Source organism: Streptomyces sp. 6-11-2, from assembly GCF_006540305.1.
Lineage (GTDB): Bacteria > Actinomycetota > Actinomycetes > Streptomycetales > Streptomycetaceae > Streptomyces.
Genome location: NZ_BJOR01000001.1, coordinates 2,694,697 through 2,714,077 on the forward strand (window position 1 = coordinate 2,694,697; position 19,381 = coordinate 2,714,077).

Genomic DNA, 19,381 nt, shown 5'->3' on the forward strand with positions numbered 1-19,381 from the left:
GTGTACCAGAAGTGATGCGCGGCCCGGGGCGGGCCGCGCCGGATTCGGCCGTGGGGGTTCGGATGGGCAGGTGGAGGGTTCGTGAACTGATCGCGCTCATGGGCGCGTTGACGACGGTGCTCGCCGTGACGGTGTGGGGCGCGTCCTCCGCGGCGGCGGGCGGTCCGACCAGTGTGCTGGTGACCTCGCCGCAGAGCGGGGAGGCCGGCGCGCTGTACTACTCCGCGAAGGAGTACGGGCAGTTGGAGAGGCTCCTGGGCCCGGCGGGCTCAGGCAGCCGCGACAAGCCGCCCGAGGCCGACCTGGTCCATGCCCGGCAGATCAACGTGACCTGGCTGGCGCACGACATATCACCGTGGCGACTCGACCGGGTCTTCCCGGTGACCGGCGAAAACGCCGTCTGGATCCACACGGCGGCGAACATGCCCGAGTCCGTGAACGGCTACTGGCACCGCGCCGAGCAGCCGGCCCGGCTGCGTGCCCTGCTCGCGAAGCTGGGCGTGATGGGCAAGGCCCTGGCCTCGGGCCAGGGGTACACCGGCATCTTCCCGGCGCCGTGGCAGGCGGAGACGGCCGCGCCGGACACCACTACGCCGGACACCCCCGGACCCGCCGTGGACGAGGGGACGCAGACGGTGCGGGTGAGTGTGCCGGACGCGGGTGGCGACGGCACCGACTGGTGGTGGGCGATACCGGGAGCGGCGGGCGGGGCGGTGCTCGCGCTGGTGCTGCGGCCCTTCGCTTCGAGGCTTCCGCTCGACCACCTGCGGCGGGAGCGGGACCCGGGGCCCCGGCAGGAGCTGCGGGACGTGTAGGGCGCGTGCCGAGAACAAAAGACGTGCGTGGGAGGACGGAGAGGGGCGGTCGGATGGCACGGCGCGGCGGGCGCTCGGCGCCATGGCTGATCTCGGTGCTGCCGGTGGCGGTGGTCGGAGTGGGGGTGCTGCTGTGCGGGGTGCTCCTGTGCGGGGTGCCGCCGGTCGCGGCGGCCGCGGACGGGGGCCGTGCGCCGCGTGCGCCCGATGTGGCCCTGGTCGTCGCGGGCAGCTCGGGGCGGACCAGGGCGTTGCACGTGGGCGATCGCGACTTCGCCCTGCTCCGGGAGTTGCTGCGCCCGGCGTATACGGGGACGGAGCCGGTGCCGGACGCCTGGGCACAGGGGCGGCATCCAGGGGTGCGGGTGACAGTGGTGTGGGGGCTGACCGGGGTCGGAGGATGGCCGGTGACGAGCAGGCCGCCGGGAGGGGATGTGGCCGTGGAGCGGCAGGACCAGTTGATCGTGGCGGAGGACGGCACACCGTGGGTGCGCTCGGACCTGGCCCCGGACGTGGAGGACGACGACATCCGCTGGCACCGGACGCCGCGGGACCTGTACGAGCGGCTGGCCCGCACGGGGCTGCTGGGTGACACGGACGATGAGTCGTCCGGCGGTACCCCGGGCGGCCGGGTTGATCACGTGTGGTGGGCGGCCGGCGGGCTGGCCGCCGGGGCCGGCGGCACGCTGCTGATATGCCGCGCGGCGGCCCGGCGCGGTGCCGGGCCGCCGCGGGAGGAACCACGACAGGAGCTGATCGAACTGTGAGCCTGTGACTTGTGAGCCCCGTGCCCTGTGAGCCCCGGGCCCTGGGCCCTGTGAGTCCCGTGCGGGGACGGGTCAGCCGAGGTCGATCTCCGGGTACAGGGGGAAGCCCGCCACGAGGTCCGTGGCCCGGTGGGAGATCTCGTCCGCGATCTTCGGGTCGAGGACGTGCTGGGCCTTGGACGGGGTGCCCTTGCCGGTGGTGCCGGGCTCGGTGGCCGTCAGGACGCGGTCGATCAGTCCGGCGACCTCGTCCATCTCGGCGGTGCCCAGACCACGGGTGGTCAGCGCGGGGGTGCCGATGCGGATGCCGGAGGTGTACCAGGCGCCGTTGGGGTCGGCCGGGATCGCGTTGCGGTTGGTGACGATGCCGGACTCGAGCAGGGCGGCCTCGGCCTGGCGGCCGGTGAGGCCGTAGGAGGAGCCGACGTCGATCAGGTTGAGGTGGTTGTCGGTGCCGCCGGTGACGAGGATGGCCCCGCGGCGCGTCAGGCCCTCGGCGAGGGCGCGGGAGTTGTCGACGATGCGCTGGGCGTAGTCCTGGAAGGAGGGCTGCCGGGCCTCGGCCAGGGCGACCGCCTTGGCGGCCATGACGTGCGGAAGGGGGCCGCCGAGGACCATCGGGCAGCCCCGGTCGACCTGGTCCTTGAGGGAGTCGTCGCACAGGACCATGCCGCCGCGCGGGCCGCGCAGGGACTTGTGGGTGGTGGTGGTGACGATCTGCGCGTGCGGGACCGGGTCGAAGTCGCCGGTGAGGACCTTGCCCGCGACCAGGCCCGCGAAGTGGGCCATGTCGACCATGAGCGTGGCGCCCACCTCGTCGGCGATCTCGCGCATGATGCGGAAGTTCACCAGGCGCGGGTAGGCGGAGTAGCCGGCGACGATGATCAGCGGCTTGAACTCGCGGGCGGAGGCGCGCAGGGCCTCGTAGTCGAGGAGGCCGGTGGCCGGGTCGGTGCCGTAGGAGCGCTGGTCGAACATCTTCCCGGAGATGTTCGGGCGGAAGCCGTGGGTGAGGTGTCCGCCGGCGTCCAGGGACATGCCGAGCATGCGCTGGTTGCCGAAGGCCTGGCGCAGTTCGGCCCAGTCCGCCTCGGAGAGGTCGTTGACCTGGCGGACCCCGGCCTTCTCCAGGGCGGGGGCCTCCACGCGCTGGGCGAGGACGGCCCAGAAGGCGACGAGGTTGGCGTCGATGCCGGAGTGCGGCTGGACGTAGGCGTGACGGGCGCCGAAGAGTTCCTTGGCGTGCTCGGCGGCCAGCGACTCGACGGTGTCGACGTTGCGGCAGCCGGCGTAGAAGCGGCGGCCGATGGTGCCCTCGGCGTACTTGTCGCTGAACCAGTTGCCCATGGCCAGCAGGGTGGCCGGGGAGGCGTAGTTCTCGGAGGCGATCAGCTTGAGCATCTCGCGCTGGTCGGCGACCTCCTGGCCGATGGCGTCGGCCACGCGCGGCTCGACGGCGCGGATCACGTCGAGGGCGGCGCGGAAGGCGGTGGATTCGTTGGACAGGGGCGCGGTGTTCTCAGGCATCGGGACCTCCGGACGTGGCGTCGGCGTTCACGTTACGGCCCAGGCGCACGGCACACTTCCCGCTCGGGCCGCTCCCCGATGGTCGGTCCCATCCCAGCGCGCCAGTCACGGCCCGTCGTCAGCCTACCGGGCGCACCCCACGGCGCAGTTCCCGCGTCCGCCATGCGAGCGAGGATAGGAAGGAGGACAACCTCCCCTCCCCGGGAGGCGACCCTCGTCCTCGGGAGCCGCCGTGACCGCCACGGAAGACCTCATCGCCACCGCCGACGCCCACAGTGCGCACATCTACCACCCGCTGCCCGTGGTGATCGCCACGGCGGAGGGCGCATGGATGACGGACGTGGAGGGCCGCCGGTACCTCGATCTGCTGGCCGGCTACTCGGCGCTGAACTTCGGGCACCGCAACCGGCGGCTGATCGAGGCGGCCACGGCGCAGATGGAGCGGGTGACACTGACCTCGCGGGCCTTCCACCACGACCGGTTCGCGGCGTTCTGCGAACAGCTGGCGGAGCTGTGCGGCATGGAGTCGGTGCTGCCGATGAACACGGGCAGCGAGGCGGTGGAGACGGCCGTGAAGACGGCCCGGAAGTGGGGCTACCGGGTCAAGGGCGTGCCCGCGGAGATGGCGAAGATCGTGGTCGCGGGCAACAACTTCCACGGCCGGACGACGACGATCATCAGCTTCTCCACCGACCCGGAGGCCAGGGCGGACTTCGGGCCGTACACGCCGGGCTTCGCGATCGTGCCGTACGGGGACCTCACGGCGATGCGGTCGGCGATGACCGAGAACACGGTCGCCGTGCTGCTCGAGCCGATCCAGGGCGAGGCGGGGGTGCTGGTGCCTCCGGCCGGTTATCTGCCGGCGGTGCGGGAGCTGGCACGGGAGCGGAACGTGCTGTTCGTCGCCGACGAGATCCAGTCGGGGCTCGGGCGCACCGGCCGTACCTTCGCGTGCGAGCACGAGGGGGTGGTGCCGGATGTGTACGTGCTCGGGAAGGCGCTGGGCGGCGGGATCGTGCCGGTGTCGGCAGTGGTGTCCTCGCGGGAGGTGCTCGGCGTGTTCGGGCCGGGCGAGCACGGGTCGACGTTCGGCGGGAACCCGCTGGCGTGCGCGGTGGCGCTGGAGGTGATCGCGATGCTGCGCTCGGGCGAGTTCCAGGCACGGGCCGCGGAGCTGGGCGAGCATCTGCACCGCGAGCTGGAGCGGCTGGCCGGCACGGGCCGGTTGCGGGCGGTGCGCGGACGCGGGCTGTGGGCGGGCGTGGACGTCGACCGGTCGCTGGGGACCGGTCGGGAGATCGCCCGGAAGCTGATGGACCGGGGCGTCCTGGTGAAGGACAGCCACACCTCGACGATCAGGATCGCCCCGCCGCTGGTGATCGGCAAGGAGGACCTGGACTGGGGGCTGGCCCAGCTGCGGGCGGTGCTCGGCGCGTAGCGGGGTCACGCGGTGCACGGCTGGACCGGGCGGTGTACGGCCGGACCGGGCGGCGCGTGGATCCACCGCTCCCCTAAAGTCGCTTCGTGCTCTTCGGAATGGTGTGCGCGCTCGGCGCGGCGGTGTGTTTCGGTACGGCGACGGTGCTCCAGGCCATCGCCGCGCGCGCCGCGGCGGACACCGGCGGGGGCGGGGAGGCGGCGCTGCTGCTGCGCGCGGTGCGGCAGTGGCGGTACCTGGCGGGCCTGGGCCTGGACAGCCTCGGGTTCCTGCTCCAGATCGCGGCCCTGCGCTCACTGCCGATCTACGTGGTCGGCGCGGCCCTCGCCGCCAGCCTCGCGGTGACGGCGGTGACCGCGTCCCGGCTGCTGCGGGTGCGGCTGAGCGCGGTGGAGTGGTCGGCGGTGGGCGTCGTCTGCGCCGGTCTGGCCATGCTGGGGCTGGCCTCGGGCACGGAGGGCCGCGAGGACGGCTCGGCGGCGCTGAAGTGGGCGATGCTCGGGGCGGCGCTGGCCGTGCTGCTGCTCGGAGCGGTCGCCGGCCGCCTGCCCGAACGCGTCCGTGCCCTGCTGCTGGGCCTGGGCGCGGGCTTCGGGTTCGGCGTGGTCGAGGTGGCGGTGCGGCTGATCGACTCGCTCGCCCCGTCGGCGCTGTTCACCAACCCGGCGGCCTACGCCCTGTTCCTCGGCGGCGGAGCCGCCTTCCTGCTGCTGACCTCGGCCCTCCAGCGCGGTTCGGTGACCACGGCCACCGCGGGCATGGTCATCGGCGAGACGATCGGTCCCGCGGCGATCGGGGTGGTGTGGCTGGGCGACCGCACCCGCGAGGGCCTGGCCTGGCTCGCGGTGCTCGGCTTCGCGGTGGCGGTGGCGGGTGCCCTGGCGCTGGCGCGGTTCGGGGAGGCGCCGGCCGAGGAAGGACCGGTCGCGAAGGTGCCTGCCGAAGAGGGGTGACCACCGCCCGTCGGGCCGCCCGACGGGCCGTCAGGGCAGCACCCGGCACAGGGCGTCCAGGGCCGCCGCCCACGCGTGGTCCGGTGGGGTGCCGTAGCCGACGACCAGGGCGTCCAGCGGTGCCACGGCGGCCTGCTCGTGGCGGAAACGGGACAGTCCGTGGAGGGCGAGGCCCTGCCAGGCGGCCGCCTGGACCACAGCGGCTTCGGTGCCGGGCGGCAGGCGCAGCACGGCGTGCAGTCCGGCGGCGATGCCGGTGGGGCGTACGTCGGGCGCGCGGGTGGCGAGGGCCTCGACCAGGGTGTCTCGGCGGCGGCGGTAGCGCAGGCGGGCCGCGCGCACATGCCGGTCGTAGGCGCCGGAGGTGATGAACTCCGCGAGCGTCAGCTGGTCCAGCACCCCGCAGGTGTCGGAGGGTCCCTTGGCGGCCGTGGCCTCCGCCATGAGGGACGGGGGCAGCGCCATCCAGGCCAGGCGCAGGCCGGGGGCCAGGGACTTGCTCGCCGTGCCCAGGTAGACCACGCGGTCGGGGTCCAGTCCCTGGAGCGCGCCGACGGGCTGGCGGTCGTAGCGGAACTCGCCGTCGTAGTCGTCCTCCAGGATCAGGCCGCCGGTGCGCCGGGCCCAGTCCGTCACGGCCGCGCGCCGGTCGGGGTGCAGAGGCACGCCCATCGGGAACTGGTGGGCGGGGGTGAGCAGGACCGCTCCGGGGCCGCTCAGTTCGCCGGTGACCGTGCCGAGTTCGTCGAAGGGCAGGGGGCGGGTGCGCAGGCCCGCGCGGGCCAGGAGGTCCCAGTGCACGTCGAGGCCGTACGACTCGACCGCGACCGTGGTGACGCCGCGGGCCCGCAGCACCGTGCCGAGGATCCGCAGCCCGTGTGAGAAGCCCGCGCACACCAGCAGGTGGTCGGGGTCGGTGCGGACGCCCCGGACCCGGGCGAGATGGCCGGCCAGCGCGGTGCGCAGTTCGGGCCGGCCGCGCGGATCGCCGTAGCCGAGGGCGTGGTGGGGGGCGGCGGCCAGGGCGCGGCGGGCGGCCTTGAGCCACTGGGTGCGGGGGAAGGAGGCGAGGTCCGGGGTGCCGGGGACGAGGTCGTGGACGGGGCGGGGGATTTCGCGCGGGTGACGGACCGCGCCGGTCTGCCGGGCGTCCGCGCTCGGCGACGGCCCGAACGGCGAGGCGGGTGCCCCCATGGCCACACGCGTGCCCGAGCCCTGGCGAGCGGTGAGCCAGCCCTCGGCGACCAGGTCGGCGTAGGCATCGGCGACCGTGTTGCGGGCGATGCCCAGGTCGGCGGCGAGGGTCCGGGAGGAGGGCAGCCTGGTTCCGGGGACCAGACGGCCGGTGCGGACCGCCTCGCGCAGGGCGTCGGTGAGGCCGCGGCGCACGCCGGGACCGGCCGGTTCCAGATGCAGGTCGACGCCCAGAGTGGCCCATGATTCCGCCATGGAAATGGACCATACTCCTGGGCTGCTTCGCTCATAGGGTCGGGTATATGGCTACGACGACGAACACCGGCGAACACACGGACACCACCGAAGGCGCCCCCGCGTACGCGCCCGAGCACGAGCCCCGTATGCAGTGGGCCAAGCACGCCCCCGAGGTCTACAGGGCGATGGTCCGGCTGGACGCGGCCGCGGGCCAGGGCCTGGACCCGCGGCTGCGCGAGCTGGTCAAGATCCGCGCCTCGCAGCTGAACCACTGCGCGTTCTGCCTGGACATGCACACCAAGGACGCGCTCGCGGCCGGCGAGAGCGTGGAGCGGATCGTGCAGCTCGGCGCCTGGGAGGAGTCGCGGCACTTCTACACGGAGAAGGAGCTCGCGGCGATCGAGCTGACCGAGGCCGTCACGGTCCTCACCGACGGCTTCGTGCCGGACGAGGTGTACGAGAGGGCCGCCGCGCACTTCGAGGAGGCCGAGCTGGCCCATTTGATCGCCTCCATCACGGTGATCAACGCCTGGAACCGGTTCGGTGTGACGGCCCGCGCGGTCCCGGGCCACTACACGCCGGGGCAGTACAAGTGACGACCCCGGTCCAGGGGCCGGCCGGGCCCCTGGACCGGGAGGCCCGGCGGTCCCCGTCCTCGTTCAGGGCAGCCACGCCTTCCACGTCGACCGGTGGCCGTCCACCCACTTCTTCGCCGCCTCGGCCGGGGTGAGCTTCTGGTCGGCGATCATCAGGGAGACCTCGTTCTGGTCCTCGGTGGTCCACTTGAACTTCTTCAGGAAGGCGGCCGCCGCGCCGCCGGACCGGGCGAAGTCGGCGTTGAGGTACTTGCGCAGCGCCGTGTGCGGGTAGGCGCAGGCGACCTTGGCCGCGTCCGCGTCGCAGCCCTCCTTGTACGGCGGCAGGCGCACCTCCGTCATGGGGACCTTCTCGAACAGCCACTGCGGCGCGTACCAGTACGTGAGGAAGGCCTTCTTCTCCTTGGCGAACTGCTTGATCTGGGTGATCTGCGCCGCCTCGGAGCCGGCGAAGACCACCTGGTAGTTCAGGTTCAGGTTCTTCACCAGCGCCTTGTCGTTGGTGACGTAGGACGGGGAGCCGTCCATCAGCTGGCCCTTGCCGCCGCTCTCCGCGGTGCGGAAGAGCGGGGCGTACTTGTCGAGGTTCCTCCAGTCGGTGATGTCCGGGTACCTCTTGACGAGGTACGTCGGGACGAACCAGCCGATGTGACCGGTCACTCCGAGGTCGCCGCCCCGCGCGATGGTCTTCTTGTCGTCGACGTAGCGCTTCTCCTGGTCGGGGTGGCCCCAGTCCTCCAGGATCGCGTCGACGCGGCCCTGGCTGAGCGCGTCCCAGGCGGGGACCTCGTCGACCTGGACGGTGTCGACGCGGTAGCCCAGCTCGTGTTCGAGGAGGTACTGGGCGACGGCCACGTTGGCCTGCGCGCCGACCCAGGACTGCACGGACAGGGTCACGGTCTTCGAGCCCCGCGCGCCCGCGAACGGCGAGGCCTGCCGAGTCATGTCGGCGGCGCCGCAGCCGCTGGTCAGCGCCAGCACCGCGACGGCGGTGAGAGTCGTACGGCGTCCCATGTCACGCTCCCTTCCTGGTGCGGCGGCCGGTCGGCTGCGTCACCCGGTCGAGCATCAGGCCGAGGCAGACGATCGCCGCGCCGGCGACCAGGCCGGTCGCCAGGTCGCCCTGGGCGAGGCCGAAGACCACGTCGTAGCCGAGCGCGCCGCCGCCGACCAGGCCGCCGATGATGACGACGGCGAGGACGAGCACCACGCCCTGGTTGACGGCGAGCAGCAGCGCCGGGCGGGCGAGCGGCAGTTGCACCTGGCGGAGCTGCTGGCCGCTGGTCGCGCCGAGGGAGCGGGCGGACTCCAGGGCCGCCGGGTCGACCTGGCGCAGGCCCTGCGCGGTGATCCGGACGACCGCGGGCAGGGCGTAGACGACGGCCGCGGCGACGGCCGGGGCGCGGCCCACGCCGAACAGCGCGACCACCGGGATCAGGTACACGAACTGTGGCATCGTCTGGAAGACGTCGAGGACCAGGCGCAGCAGTTTCTCGAAACGGTCGCTGCGGGCGGCGGCGACGCCGGCCGCGAAGCCGAGCACGAGGGTGACGGCGACGGCCGCCAGCACCTGGGACAGGGTGTCCAGGGACGGCTTCCACACGCCGAGCACACCGATGGCGGCCATGGCGAGGACGGCGGTCAGCGCGGTGCGCCAGGTGCCGATCAGCCACGCGAGGGCGGCGACGATCAGCAGCACCGACCACCACGGCAGCCACTGGAGGCCGGAGCGGACCGGGTCCAGGATCCAGGTGGTGAAGCGGCCCGCCCAGTCGGCGGTGCCGCCGATGTACGGGACGCCGGAGTACAGGTGGGCGGTCATCCAGCCGACGGCGCGGTTGACGGGCTCGGCGATGCCGACGGTCCAGTCCGCGGGCCAGTCCTGGCGGCCCGCCAGGCGCGCGGTCAGGGCGGCGGCCACGGCGGCGACGGCGGCGCAGGCCCAGGGGCGGACACCGTGCCGCTCCCGTCCGAGGCGCTCTCCGGCGGCTCCGGTCACCCGGTCCAGTACGACGGCCAGCAGCACGATGGGGATGCCGGCCGCGAGCGCGGCACCCACGTCGACCGAGGCGAGCGCCTGGTAGACGCGGTCGCCGAGGCCGCCGGCGCCGATCACGGAGGCGATGACCGCCATGGACAGCGCCATCATGATCGTCTGGTTGACGCCGAGGAGGAGTTCCTTGCGGGCCAGCGGGATCCGGGCGGTCAGCAGGCGCTGGCGTGCGGTGGCGCCGAGGGAGTCGACCGCCTCCAGCACCTCCGGGTCCGCGCCGCGCAGGCCGAGCGCGGTCAGCCGGGCCATGGGCGGGGCGGCGTAGACGACCGTGGCGAGGACCGCGGCGGGTACGCCGATGCCGAAGACCAGGACCACGGGGAGCAGGTACGCGAACGCCGGGAGCACCTGCATGGTGTCCAGGACCGGGCGCAGAACCCGGTCCATGCGGTCGGACAGGCCCGCGGCCAGACCGAGCAGGGTGCCGACGAGGACGGAGGCGAGGACGGCGACCACCATCAGGGCGAGCGTCTGCATGGTCGGCACCCACATGCCGAGCAGTCCGCAGGCGACGAAGGCGGCGGCCGTGCCGAGGGCGAGCCGGACACCGGCCACCCGCCATGCCACGAGGGCGGCTGCGGCCGTGACGCCCACCCAGCCGGCGGCGAGGAGCGTCAGGTAGACGGCGCGCACGGAGATCACGACCGCGTTGCTGACGTGGCCGAGGAAGTAGAGGAACAGCGGGTGACTGTCGCGGTTGTCGATGATCCAGTCGCTCGCGCCGCCGAGCGGCCCGGACAGGTCGACCGTCAGCGCGTGCGGCCACGTTCCGCTCGCCCAGCGGGAGTGGGCCAGCGGGACGAGGACGGCGGCCAGGACCGCGAGGACCAGGAGCTTGTGGCCGGCGGGGCGTTTGAGCACGCCGGGCAGGCCGGCACGGAGGGCCGGGGCGCCGATCGCCGCCATCAGACGGCCCCCGGGGTGGCGTCGGCGTCGCGCGGGACCGCCACCCCGCGCCCGCGCGGTGCCGTGGCGTCGGTTCCGGCCACCACGGACAGCAGCGCGTCCGAGTCGACGACGCCGACGCAGCGGCCTCCGTCGACCACGCGTGCTGGTGCTCCCGCTCGGGCCACCGCCTCGATGGCCTGCGCGACCGTGGCCTCCGGGGGAATCGCCGGGCCGCTGCCGGCCTCGTCGGCGGAGGCCGGGCGCATGGCCCCGCGGACGGTCAGGACCTGCTCGCGCGGGACGTCCCGGACGAACTCGCGGACGTAGTCGTCGGCCGGGGAGCCCACGATCTCCTCGGGGGTGCCCAGCTGGACGATGCGGCCGCCGCGCATCAGGGCGATGCGGTCGCCGAGCCGGAGGGCCTCCTGGAGGTCGTGGGTGATGAAGACCATCGTCCGGCCCTCCTCCCGGTGCAGGCGGACGACCTCCTCCTGCATGTCCCGCCGGATGAGCGGGTCGAGCGCGCTGAACGGCTCGTCGAACAGCAGCACTTCGGGGTCCACGGCGAGGGCGCGGGCCAGGCCGACCCGCTGACGCTGACCGCCGGACAGCTGGGCCGGGCGGCGCTCCTCCATGCCCTGCAGACCGACCTTGGCGACCATCTCGGCGGCCCGCTCGCGCCGCTCGGACCGGGCGACGCCCTGGATCTGGAGGCCGTAGGCCACGTTGTCGAGGACCGTGCGGTGCGGCAGCAGGCCGAAGTGCTGGAAGACCATCGCGGCGCGGTGCCTGCGCAGGGCGCGCAGCCGGGCCCCGTCCATGGCGCGCACGTCCTCGCCGTCGATGGCGATGGTGCCCGCGGTCGGCTCGATCAGCCGGGTCAGGCAGCGCACCAGCGTGGACTTGCCCGAGCCGGACAGGCCCATGACGACGAAGACCTCGCCCTTGCGCACGTCGAAGGAGACGTCGCGGACCGCGGCCGTGCAGCCGGTGCGCTCGCGCAGTTCGGCGGGGCCGAGCGCGCCGAGCTCCCGGTCGGCGGGGACCCGGTCGGCGCGGGGGCCGAAGACCTTCCACAGGCCGTCCACCGAGAAGACGGGGGTGGGCCCGGAGTCGTCGGTGGGCGGTTTGCGCGTGGGGACCTCGAGAGCCATCAGCGCTCACCTCCGAGCAGGTCGACGGCCTTCTCCCCGACCATGAGCACACCGATCATGGGGTTCACGGCGGGCATGGCCGGGAAGACGGAGGCGTCCGCGATCCGGATGCCGTCCAGCCCGCGGATACGCAAATCGGGGTCGACGACCGCGCGTTCGTCGTCGGCGGCGCCCATCCGGCAGGTGCCCGCCGGGTGGTAGACGGTGTGCGCGACCTTGCGGGCGTACTCGCTCAGCTCCGCGTCGCCGAGGATCTCCGGACCGGGGCACACCTCCCGCTTCAGCCAGCCGGCCAGCGGTTCGGTCTGCGCGATCCGGCGGGCGATGCGGATGCCGTCGACGAGGGTGCGGGCGTCGTGGTCGTCCTCGTCGGTGAAGTAGCGGAAGTCCAGGGCCGGCTTGACGGACGGGTCGGCGCTGGTGAGGTACAGCCGGCCCCTGCTCCTCGGCTTGGGGATGTTCGGGGTCATCGACACGCCGTACGGCGGACGTTCGTAGCCCAGGCGCTCCGGGTTGTCCGTGAACGGGATCTGGTAGAAGTGGAACATCAGGTCCGGGCCCGCGCTTGCGGGGTCGCGGCGCACGAACAGGCCGGCGTCGGAGTCCATCGCGGAGTTCTCCGGGAGGGGGCCGTTCGTCTCCCACACGATCACCGACTCGGGGTGGTCGAGCAGGTTCTCGCCGACGCCCGGCAGGTCGTGGACGACGGGGATGCCGAGCCTCTCCAGGTCGGCCTTCGGGCCGATACCGGAGTGCAGCAGCAGCCGGGGCGAGTCGACGGCGCCCGCGCAGAGCACGACCTCGCGGCGGGCCCGTACGAGGAGTTCGGCGCCGTCCTTGGTGCGCACGTGGACGCCCTCGGCGCGGGTGCCGTTGAGCTGGAGCCGGTGCGCCCAGGTCTCCAGCAGGATCGTCAGGTTGGCGCGCTCGTCCATCACCGGGTGCAGATACGCCACGGAGGCGCTGGAGCGCTTGTTGTCCTGCGGGTGGTAGGCGAGGTCGAAGAAACCGACGCCCTCGTGGAACGGCTTCTTGTTGAAGCCCTCGACGCGCGGCACCGCGAGCGCGGCCTGCGCGGCGTCGACGAAGTCGCGGGCGATGGCGTTGCGGTCCTTCTCGTCGACGGCCACGATGTTGTTCTTGAGCCGGGCGTAGTACGCCTCCATCGGGACCGCGCCCCAGCCCTTGGCACCGGCCGCCTCCCACTCGTCCCAGTCGGACGGCAGCGGCTTGAACGCGATGAGCGTGTTGTGCGAGGAGCAGCCGCCGAGGACCCGGGCGCGGCTGTGCCGGATGTGGGAGTTGCCGCGCGGCTGCTCGGTGGTCGGGTAGTCGTAGTCCAGTTCGCCGCCGAGCAGGCCCATCCAGCGGCGCAGCGTCAGCACGTCCTCGCGGCCCACGTCGCTGGGGCCGCCCTCGATGACGGCGACGGTGAGGTCCGGGTTCTCCGTGAGGCGGGAGGCGATGACGGAACCGGCCGTGCCACCGCCTATGACGACGTAGTCGAACTCGTGGGTGCTCTCGGGCATCGGGCTCGTACTCCAGTGGGGGGTCGGGAGGTCCGGGGACTTCGGGGTCTGCGGTGGTGCCGGATGCGGCCGCGGCGGCGGGGTGCGCGGCCGCGGCCGGCGGGGCTCAGCCCGCGAACCAGCGCACCGGCCTGGGGGCGAGGTTCTGGTAGACGTGCTTGGTCTCGCGGTACTCGGCGAGCCCGGCGGGGCCGAGCTCGCGGCCGACGCCGCTCCTGCCGAAGCCGCCCCACTCCGCCTGCGGGAGATAGGGGTGGAAGTCGTTGATCCAGACGGTGCCGTGGCGCAGCCGGCCGGCCACGCGCCGGGCACGGCCCGCGTCGGCGGTCCACACGGCGCCCGCGAGCCCGTACTCGGTGTCGTTGGCGAGCGCGACCGCCTCGTGCTCGGTGCGGAAGGTCTCGACGGTGAGGACGGGGCCGAAGACCTCCTCCCGGACGACCTTCATCTGGCGGGTGCAGTGGTCGAGGACGGTCGGCTCGTAGAAGTAGCCGGTGGCGGGCCGGGTCTCCCCGGGCTCGGGCCGCATGCCGCCGCAGCGCGGTACCGCGCCCTCGGCCAGCGCGGAGGCGACGTACGCCTCGATCCTGGCGCGCTGCTGCTCGGAGACGAGCGGACCGCACTCGACGCCGGGCGCGGTGCCGCGGCCCAGGCGGATCTTCCGGGCGCGGCGGGCGAGTTCGGCGACGAAGCGCTCCCGGACCGGTTCCTCGACGATGAGCCGGGCGCCCGCGGAGCAGACCTGGCCGCTGTGCAGGAAGGCCGCGTTCAGGGCCTGGTCGACGGCGGTGTCGAAGCCCTCGTCGGTCGCGCAGGCGTCGGCGAAGACGATGTTGGGGTTCTTGCCGCCGAGTTCGAGGGCGACCTTCTTGACCGTGTCGGCCGCGGCCCGGGCCACCTTCGCCCCGCTGACCAGGCCGCCGGTGAAGGAGACCAGGCCCACGTCGGGGTGTTCGGCGAGCCGGGCGCCGACGGTGTGGCCGGGGCCGGTGACGATGTTGGCCACGCCCGCGGGCAGGCCCGCCTCGACGAGCAGGTCGATCAGCGCGACGGTGGTCAGCGGGGTGATCTCGCTTGGCTTGACGACGAAGGTGTTTCCGGCGGCGAGCGCCGGGGCGATCTTCCAACTGGCCTGGAGCAGCGGGTAGTTCCAGGGCGTGATCAGAGCGCAGACGCCGACCGGCTCGTGCACGACGACGCTGTGCACGTCGGGCGTGCCCGCGTCCACGACCCGGCCGGGGGCTTCCGCGGCGACGAGTCCGGCGAAGTAGCGGAAGGCGTCGGCGACGCAGTCGACGTCGACGCGGCCCTCCTCCACGGTCTTGCCGGTGTCCCGGCTCTCCAGCAGGCCGAGTTCCTCCCGGTCGCGCACCAGGAGGTCGGCCACCCGGCGCAGCAGGGCGGCACGCTCGGCGACCGGTGTGCGCGGCCAGGCGCCCTCGCCGCCGTCGAAGGCGCGGCGGGCGGCCTCGACGGCCACGTCCGCGTCCTTCTCGTCACCCTCCGCGACCACGGCGAACGGAGCCGCGTCCGCGGGGTCGAGGATCTCGCGTGTCGCGCCGCCGATCGCCTCGCGCCACTCCCCGCCCGCGTGGATGGTGCCGCGCCCACCGCGTCCCGTACTGTCCGCCATGATCGGTACTGCCTTCCGCTCCTGCTCAGTTGCCCTGTGTCACGTCGTGTCATCCACAGGGAGAGTGAGCGGGCACCTGCCCCCTTCGTCGAGGTCCATGCCCTACCGGCGACCGGAAGTGTTCCGAGTCACGGAACTTGGGGGCATCACTGGACAAACAGGGTGTCGCGCGGGTGTCCGGAGCGGCGGTGGATCAGTCCGCGCAGGTGGCGGAGGACGGGCAGAACCAGTCCAGCGCCGCGCTGAGGACCTCCTGCTCGTCGTCGCGGCCGTCGGATTCGGGGCCGTAGGAGGCGAGCGCGTACAGCCTGCCGTCGGCGGCCAGGAAGCGTTCGTCCACGACGTGCCAGGTGCCGATGTCCGGTTCGCCCCTGAGGGAGTCGGCCAGATACTCCAGCCGGGAGCCGGTGAAGTCGCCGCTGTCCAGGTTCACCCGGGACAGCGTCCGGAAGCCCTGGGGCTTGGGCACGTCCGCGGACAGGTACTGGTCGAACGACTCGTCCGGGGAGGCTTCCTGCACCTCGTACACCTGGAGCCGGTGACGGCCCGTGGAATCACGGTAGTTGACGATGTCCATCCCGTACTGGGAGCTCACGGTGGACCGCTGGTGCTGCCAGCCGTCGGGCACGGCGATGCGGAAGCCCTCCGGGTCGTCGTAGGCGGTGTAGCCGGCCGGCGGCTCGTCGGCCGACGGGGACGGCGTCCCGGTGTCCGGTTCCGGTGAGGCGTACGTGGTCGGGGGCGGTTCGGACGTGGCCGGGGTACCGCTCGTCGTGGCGGCCACCCGGTCGCCGCCGTGTCCTCCGCTGCCGGGACCGAGGGTCACCACCAGGGCGACGGCGACCCCCACGGCCGCGGCCGAGCCGATCACCGCCACGGCGGTGCGCCGGCTGTACCCGCCGGGCACGGCCGGCGGCGCCGACGGGGCTGCCACGGGCCAGGGGCCGGTGGGCGCGTCGGCGTCGGGATCCCGGACCTCGCCCGGCGGCCAGGCCGGCATGTGCGCCGGCCGGGCGGGGGGTGGCGGGGTGGCCCGCGCCACCTCCGCGGTGCCGTCCTCCCAGCGCTGGGTCTCCTCGTTCCAGTGGCGCTGTCCCCCGTTCATCGCGCTCTCACTGCCCCAGCAGTCCCGCCACGGCACCCGCGGAGGCGAGGACGTTCAGCAGGGACTGGGAGTCGGCGAGCAGCCCGCGCAGGCGCTCACGGCGGGACGGGCCGGCCTGACCGGTGGTGGTGATCTCCTCCTCCGTACCCGCGAGTTCGGCGTCCAGCGCGGCGGTCTGCTCGGTGCCGCGCACCCGGGTCAGATCGGCGCGCAGCTCGCGCACCGCGGCCAGCAGTTGCTCGGTGACCTCGTCGCGCTGCGGTCCTGTGCCGTGATGGCCGACTGCGCTGGCGTGGCTGCCGATGGCGAAGGTGCTGCCCGAGACGTTCCCCATGGATACGTTCGGCTCACGCCGGTCGGTCATCGCTGCCCGTTCCCCTCCGCGGCTCGGGGCCGCTGCTCGCGGTCGCGTGCGAACCGACGGCGAAGGTGGAGCCCTCCACCGAGTCGATGTTCACACCGCCGTTGCTGATGTTGACGATCTTCTGGACGAACTCGCCGGTCTGGTAGCCGGCGTCGGCGAGCGCTGCGCGCACGCCGTGCGCGATCCGGTCCTGGATCGTGCGCAGGTAGCGGTCGACATCCATCTGCTGGAACAGCGACCCGTCCGGCACGGACCCCAGCTCACGCACCGACAGGGCGGGGCCCTCCGGCAGCGCGCCGGCATTGCCGGCCGTCAGCAGCCGCCAGTTGAACCGGATCATCCGTCCCAGGTCGAACAGGGCGACGCCCAAGGACACCGGTACCCGTGGCACGGCGTAGGCGGCCTTGCCCAGCAGGCTGTTGCGGTTGTAGCGGTGAGCGGTGCGGTCGGCGTCCTTGAACTCCGGCCGCACCGGGTTCAGTACGTGCGGGGCGACCTCCAGCATGAGCATCCGGCCCTGGGTGTGCACGCGGACGAAGACGCTCACGATCAGCTCCCCCTCCCAGCCACCGACCCGCACGCACAGGAAGTGCCGCCGCTTCTCGGCGCCTTCCTCGGCGGCGCGCATCCGGTGGTTCTCGAAGGCCTGCGGATCGTACGGGGCGTCCTCACGACGCAGCATCCCCTCGACGGGCAGGAAGACGCACTCGTCGATCTCGAGCCGGCGCAGTCGGTCGCGCACGGGGTACGCGGCGGTGGTCGCCGATTCGCGGAGCTGTTCCAGCAGCGGGCGGACGCTCTCCAGGACCGCCCGGTTGCTCAGCGGGCGCTGCTTCTTCATGCCGTCGGGGCGCAGTTCGACGGCGAGCACCCAGGTGTCGTGCGCGGTTCCGGCCCCGCAGAACGGGCGGGCCTCGTGATACATGACCAACTGCTGGTGCTGTTCCGCGCGGACGCGCCCGACCAGCCGCCGGAACCGTCCGCCCTCGGCCCGGAGGGCCGGATCGCTCGCGGCGTCCGGGAAACGCCGAGGGGAGAGTTCCGCCGTCAGCGCCCGGGTGACCTGGCTGCGCCGGGCGGCGAGGCAGAGCGCGATCAGCGCGAGGACAGCGATCGAGAACCACGCCTCCCGTGGGCCGATCGTCTTGTCCGTGAACAGGTCGGACAGGCTGGTCGGTGAGCCGCTCGACGTCCCGTACTCGCCGTAGTACGCCGACGTGCCCGGGGAGGAGTGGCCGCCACCGGAGAGTGCGGCGATCAAGGTCAGCAGGAAGACCCAGGCCAGGCCGATACGGCTGTACCACCGCAGGAACCAGGCCGGGACGCGCCGGTACAGCGGAGCGTGGTCGCTCTTGCCTCTGATCAGGGTGGCGACGGCCAGTTGGACGCCCAGGACGAGGAAGAGCAGCAGCCAGTACCCGGTCAGCACGGCGCCCGCCACCCACAGCCCGAGGAGGGCTCCGTCCCAGGCCAGTTCCAGACGTCGCGCACGCAGGGCGTGGGCCAGGACCCGTGCGGCGTCGAAGCCGAACGACGGAGCACAGAGGCGCTGCTCGTTGACGTACAGCTCGTCGATGACCCGGTCCCGGTATTCGCTGTCCAGGTAGGTGCCCGCGCACAGCAGCCGGGTGGCCTCACTGGCGTACGGCGGCACGGGCGGGGTCGCGTCCGGAGGCGTCGGCTGCTGTTGAAGCGGCACGGATACGGTGCTCACGCGACTCCCCCGAGATGCGAACGGTCCCCAGTTCAAGGAACTGACGAGCCATCAGCATAGGGGTGCGGAAAGCCGTGCGGGAAGCGGTTTGTCAAGAGGGCCCCCTCGGGCCCCGGCCGCAGGCGGCGCCGGCGTACGCGGGCACCGAACGCGCGAGGCCCCGCTCCGGCCGGAACCGGAACGGGGCCTCGCGGACAGGCGCGGTGGCTCAGATGAGGCCGAGCGAGCGGACCGCCTCGCGCTCCTCCGCCAGCTCCTTGACGGAGGCGTCGATGCGGGTGCGGGAGAAGTCGTTGATCTCCAGGCCCTGGACGATCTCGTACGAGCCGTCCTTGCAGGTGACCGGGAAGGAGGAGATCAGGCCCTCGGGGACGCCGTAGGAGCCGTCCGACGGGATGCCCATGGAGGCCCAGTCGCCGTCGGCGGTGCCGTTGACCCAGGTGTGGACGTGGTCGATGGCGGCGTTGGCGGCGGAGGCGGCCGAGGAGGCGCCGCGGGCCTCGATGATGGCCGCGCCGCGCTTGGCGACGGTCGGGATGAAGTCGTCGGCCAGCCACTTCTCGTCGTTCACGACCTCGGCGGCGTTCTTGCCGGCGATCGACGCGTGGAAGATGTCCGGGTACTGGGTCGCGGAGTGGTTGCCCCAGATGGTGAGGCGCTTGATGTCGGCGACCGTCGAGCCCGTCTTCTTGGCGAGCTGGGTCAGCGCGCGGTTGTGGTCCAGACGGGTCATCGCGGTGAAGCGCTCCGCCGGCACGTCCGGCGCGGCGGCCTGGGCGATCAGCGCGTTGGTGTTCGCGGGGTTGCCGACGACCAGGACCTTGATGTCGTCGGCGGCGTGGTCGTTGATGGCCTTGCCCTGCGGCTTGAAGATGCCGCCGTTGGCCTCGAGGAGGTCACCCCGCTCCATGCCCTTGGTGCGCGGGCGGGCGCCGACGAGGAGGGCGACGTTGGCGCCGTCGAAGGCGACGTTCGGGTCGTCGCTGATGTCGATGCCCTGAAGGAGCGGGAACGCGCAGTCGTCGAGCTCCATGGCCGTGCCCTCGGCGGCCTTCAGCGCCGGCGTGATCTCCAGGAGGCGCAGTTTGACCGGCACGTCCGCGCCGAGCAGCTGGCCGGAGGCGATGCGGAAGAGCAGGGCGTAACCGATCTGGCCGGCCGCGCCGGTGACGGTGACGTTCACGGGAGTGCGGGTCATGGCGTTCTCCGTATGACAGCAGGCGGTGGGGCGTCCCTGCCCCGGGGTGCGGGATCCCGCCACCGGCCGCTGACCGGCGGCGCCGCGATGACCGATCACGCAACGGATGATCGATCTCTTGGCGTCAAGAGAGATCCGGCCGTCAGGCTATCGCCTCTCCGGAATCCCGGTGGGCCGGGCCCCTGTGGCCCGGCCCACAGAGTGACCCGTTGACGT

16 protein-coding genes and 1 riboswitch are annotated in these 19,381 nt (G+C 73.1%); of the genes, 5 read left to right on the top strand and 11 right to left on the bottom strand.

The window, feature by feature from the left end; translation table 11 throughout:
• Positions 1 to 62 precede the first annotated feature (62 nt).
• On the top strand, positions 63 to 815 hold the full coding sequence (locus TNCT6_RS11395; RefSeq protein ID WP_253266081.1) for a hypothetical protein: 753 nt from the start codon (positions 63 to 65) through the stop codon (positions 813 to 815).
• Between the two features lie 53 nt (positions 816 to 868).
• Positions 869 to 1,582: a hypothetical protein gene (locus TNCT6_RS11400; protein WP_141359177.1), complete on the top strand. Its 714-nt coding sequence runs from the start codon at positions 869 to 871 to the stop codon at positions 1,580 to 1,582.
• Between the two features lie 72 nt (positions 1,583 to 1,654).
• On the opposite strand, the gene TNCT6_RS11405 is transcribed toward TNCT6_RS11400, so the two are convergent.
• Positions 1,655 to 3,109 (bottom strand): glycine hydroxymethyltransferase, encoded by a 1,455-nt coding sequence (locus tag TNCT6_RS11405; protein WP_141359179.1) that lies wholly within the window; start codon positions 3,107 to 3,109, stop codon positions 1,655 to 1,657.
• 30 nt (positions 3,110 to 3,139) lie between these two features.
• A riboswitch (ZMP/ZTP riboswitch) is annotated at positions 3,140 to 3,228 on the bottom strand.
• A 113-nt stretch (positions 3,229 to 3,341) separates the two neighbouring features.
• On the opposite strand from TNCT6_RS11405, the gene rocD reads away from it, so the two are divergent.
• Positions 3,342 to 4,547: an ornithine--oxo-acid transaminase gene (rocD, locus tag TNCT6_RS11410; protein ID WP_141359181.1), complete on the top strand. Its 1,206-nt coding sequence runs from the start codon at positions 3,342 to 3,344 to the stop codon at positions 4,545 to 4,547.
• Positions 4,548 to 4,645: 98 nt separating this feature from the next.
• Positions 4,646 to 5,500 (top strand): hypothetical protein, encoded by an 855-nt coding sequence (locus TNCT6_RS11415; protein WP_141366333.1) that lies wholly within the window; start codon positions 4,646 to 4,648, stop codon positions 5,498 to 5,500.
• Positions 5,501 to 5,530: 30 nt separating this feature from the next.
• On the opposite strand, the gene TNCT6_RS11420 is transcribed toward TNCT6_RS11415, so the two are convergent.
• Positions 5,531 to 6,949, bottom strand: a complete 1,419-nt coding sequence (locus TNCT6_RS11420; protein ID WP_141359184.1) for a PLP-dependent aminotransferase family protein — start codon at positions 6,947 to 6,949, stop codon at positions 5,531 to 5,533.
• Between the two features lie 47 nt (positions 6,950 to 6,996).
• On the opposite strand from TNCT6_RS11420, the gene TNCT6_RS11425 reads away from it, so the two are divergent.
• Positions 6,997 to 7,527 carry a carboxymuconolactone decarboxylase family protein gene (locus tag TNCT6_RS11425; protein ID WP_141359186.1) on the top strand — a complete coding sequence of 177 codons (531 nt, stop codon included), beginning with the start codon at positions 6,997 to 6,999 and terminating at the stop codon, positions 7,525 to 7,527.
• A 63-nt stretch (positions 7,528 to 7,590) separates the two neighbouring features.
• Here TNCT6_RS11425 and TNCT6_RS11430 read toward each other — a convergent pair whose 3' ends face one another.
• From TNCT6_RS11430 to TNCT6_RS11470, 9 genes are all read right to left on the bottom strand, one after another.
• Positions 7,591 to 8,541 (bottom strand): ABC transporter substrate-binding protein, encoded by a 951-nt coding sequence (locus tag TNCT6_RS11430; protein WP_141359187.1) that lies wholly within the window; start codon positions 8,539 to 8,541, stop codon positions 7,591 to 7,593.
• Position 8,542: 1 nt separating this feature from the next.
• Positions 8,543 to 10,486: a proline/glycine betaine ABC transporter permease gene (locus TNCT6_RS11435; protein ID WP_141359189.1), complete on the bottom strand. Its 1,944-nt coding sequence runs from the start codon at positions 10,484 to 10,486 to the stop codon at positions 8,543 to 8,545.
• Positions 10,486 to 11,622, bottom strand: a complete 1,137-nt coding sequence (locus TNCT6_RS11440) for a glycine betaine/L-proline ABC transporter ATP-binding protein (RefSeq protein WP_141359191.1) — start codon at positions 11,620 to 11,622, stop codon at positions 10,486 to 10,488. Before TNCT6_RS11440 ends, TNCT6_RS11435 begins: the two co-directional genes overlap by 1 nt.
• Complete coding sequence (locus TNCT6_RS11445) at positions 11,622 to 13,151, bottom strand: GMC family oxidoreductase (RefSeq protein WP_141359193.1); 1,530 nt, start codon at positions 13,149 to 13,151, stop codon at positions 11,622 to 11,624. The genes TNCT6_RS11440 and TNCT6_RS11445 overlap by 1 nt, the downstream gene beginning before the upstream one ends.
• Before the next feature lie 106 nt (positions 13,152 to 13,257).
• Positions 13,258 to 14,784, bottom strand: coding sequence for an aldehyde dehydrogenase family protein (locus TNCT6_RS11450; protein ID WP_141359195.1), 1,527 nt, complete (start codon positions 14,782 to 14,784; stop codon positions 13,258 to 13,260).
• Between the two features lie 193 nt (positions 14,785 to 14,977).
• Complete coding sequence (locus tag TNCT6_RS11455; protein WP_172632874.1) at positions 14,978 to 15,889, bottom strand: hypothetical protein; 912 nt, start codon at positions 15,887 to 15,889, stop codon at positions 14,978 to 14,980.
• 7 nt (positions 15,890 to 15,896) lie between these two features.
• Positions 15,897 to 16,253 (bottom strand): hypothetical protein, encoded by a 357-nt coding sequence (locus TNCT6_RS11460; protein ID WP_141359197.1) that lies wholly within the window; start codon positions 16,251 to 16,253, stop codon positions 15,897 to 15,899.
• Entirely contained in the window at positions 16,237 to 17,967 is a 1,731-nt protein-coding gene (locus TNCT6_RS11465) for a hypothetical protein (RefSeq protein WP_141359199.1), read from the bottom strand. The genes TNCT6_RS11460 and TNCT6_RS11465 overlap by 17 nt, the downstream gene beginning before the upstream one ends.
• A 208-nt stretch (positions 17,968 to 18,175) precedes the next feature.
• The gene (locus tag TNCT6_RS11470; protein WP_141359201.1) at positions 18,176 to 19,165 is read right to left on the bottom strand and encodes a malate dehydrogenase; all 990 of its coding nucleotides are present in this window, start codon (positions 19,163 to 19,165) and stop codon (positions 18,176 to 18,178) included.
• Positions 19,166 to 19,381: the final 216 nt, after the last annotated feature.

What these genes read in the sequence shown, in the direction of transcription:
- TNCT6_RS11395 (WP_253266081.1), top strand. Translation starts at nt 63, where the DNA reads ATGGGCAGGTGGAGGGTTCGTGAACTGATCGCGCTCATGGGCGCGTTG.
- TNCT6_RS11400 (WP_141359177.1), top strand. Translation starts at nt 869, where the DNA reads ATGGCACGGCGCGGCGGGCGCTCGGCGCCATGGCTGATCTCGGTGCTG.
- TNCT6_RS11405 (WP_141359179.1), bottom strand. Translation starts at nt 3,109, where the DNA reads ATGCCTGAGAACACCGCGCCCCTGTCCAACGAATCCACCGCCTTCCGC.
- TNCT6_RS11415 (WP_141366333.1), top strand. Translation starts at nt 4,646, where the DNA reads ATGGTGTGCGCGCTCGGCGCGGCGGTGTGTTTCGGTACGGCGACGGTG.
- TNCT6_RS11420 (WP_141359184.1), bottom strand. Translation starts at nt 6,949, where the DNA reads ATGGCGGAATCATGGGCCACTCTGGGCGTCGACCTGCATCTGGAACCG.
- TNCT6_RS11425 (WP_141359186.1), top strand. Translation starts at nt 6,997, where the DNA reads ATGGCTACGACGACGAACACCGGCGAACACACGGACACCACCGAAGGC.
- TNCT6_RS11430 (WP_141359187.1), bottom strand. Translation starts at nt 8,541, where the DNA reads ATGGGACGCCGTACGACTCTCACCGCCGTCGCGGTGCTGGCGCTGACC.
- TNCT6_RS11435 (WP_141359189.1), bottom strand. Translation starts at nt 10,486, where the DNA reads ATGGCGGCGATCGGCGCCCCGGCCCTCCGTGCCGGCCTGCCCGGCGTG.
- TNCT6_RS11440 (WP_141359191.1), bottom strand. Translation starts at nt 11,622, where the DNA reads ATGGCTCTCGAGGTCCCCACGCGCAAACCGCCCACCGACGACTCCGGG.
- TNCT6_RS11445 (WP_141359193.1), bottom strand. Translation starts at nt 13,151, where the DNA reads ATGCCCGAGAGCACCCACGAGTTCGACTACGTCGTCATAGGCGGTGGC.
- TNCT6_RS11450 (WP_141359195.1), bottom strand. Translation starts at nt 14,784, where the DNA reads ATGGCGGACAGTACGGGACGCGGTGGGCGCGGCACCATCCACGCGGGC.
- TNCT6_RS11455 (WP_172632874.1), bottom strand. Translation starts at nt 15,889, where the DNA reads ATGAACGGGGGACAGCGCCACTGGAACGAGGAGACCCAGCGCTGGGAG.
- TNCT6_RS11460 (WP_141359197.1), bottom strand. Translation starts at nt 16,253, where the DNA reads ATGACCGACCGGCGTGAGCCGAACGTATCCATGGGGAACGTCTCGGGC.
- TNCT6_RS11470 (WP_141359201.1), bottom strand. Translation starts at nt 19,165, where the DNA reads ATGACCCGCACTCCCGTGAACGTCACCGTCACCGGCGCGGCCGGCCAG.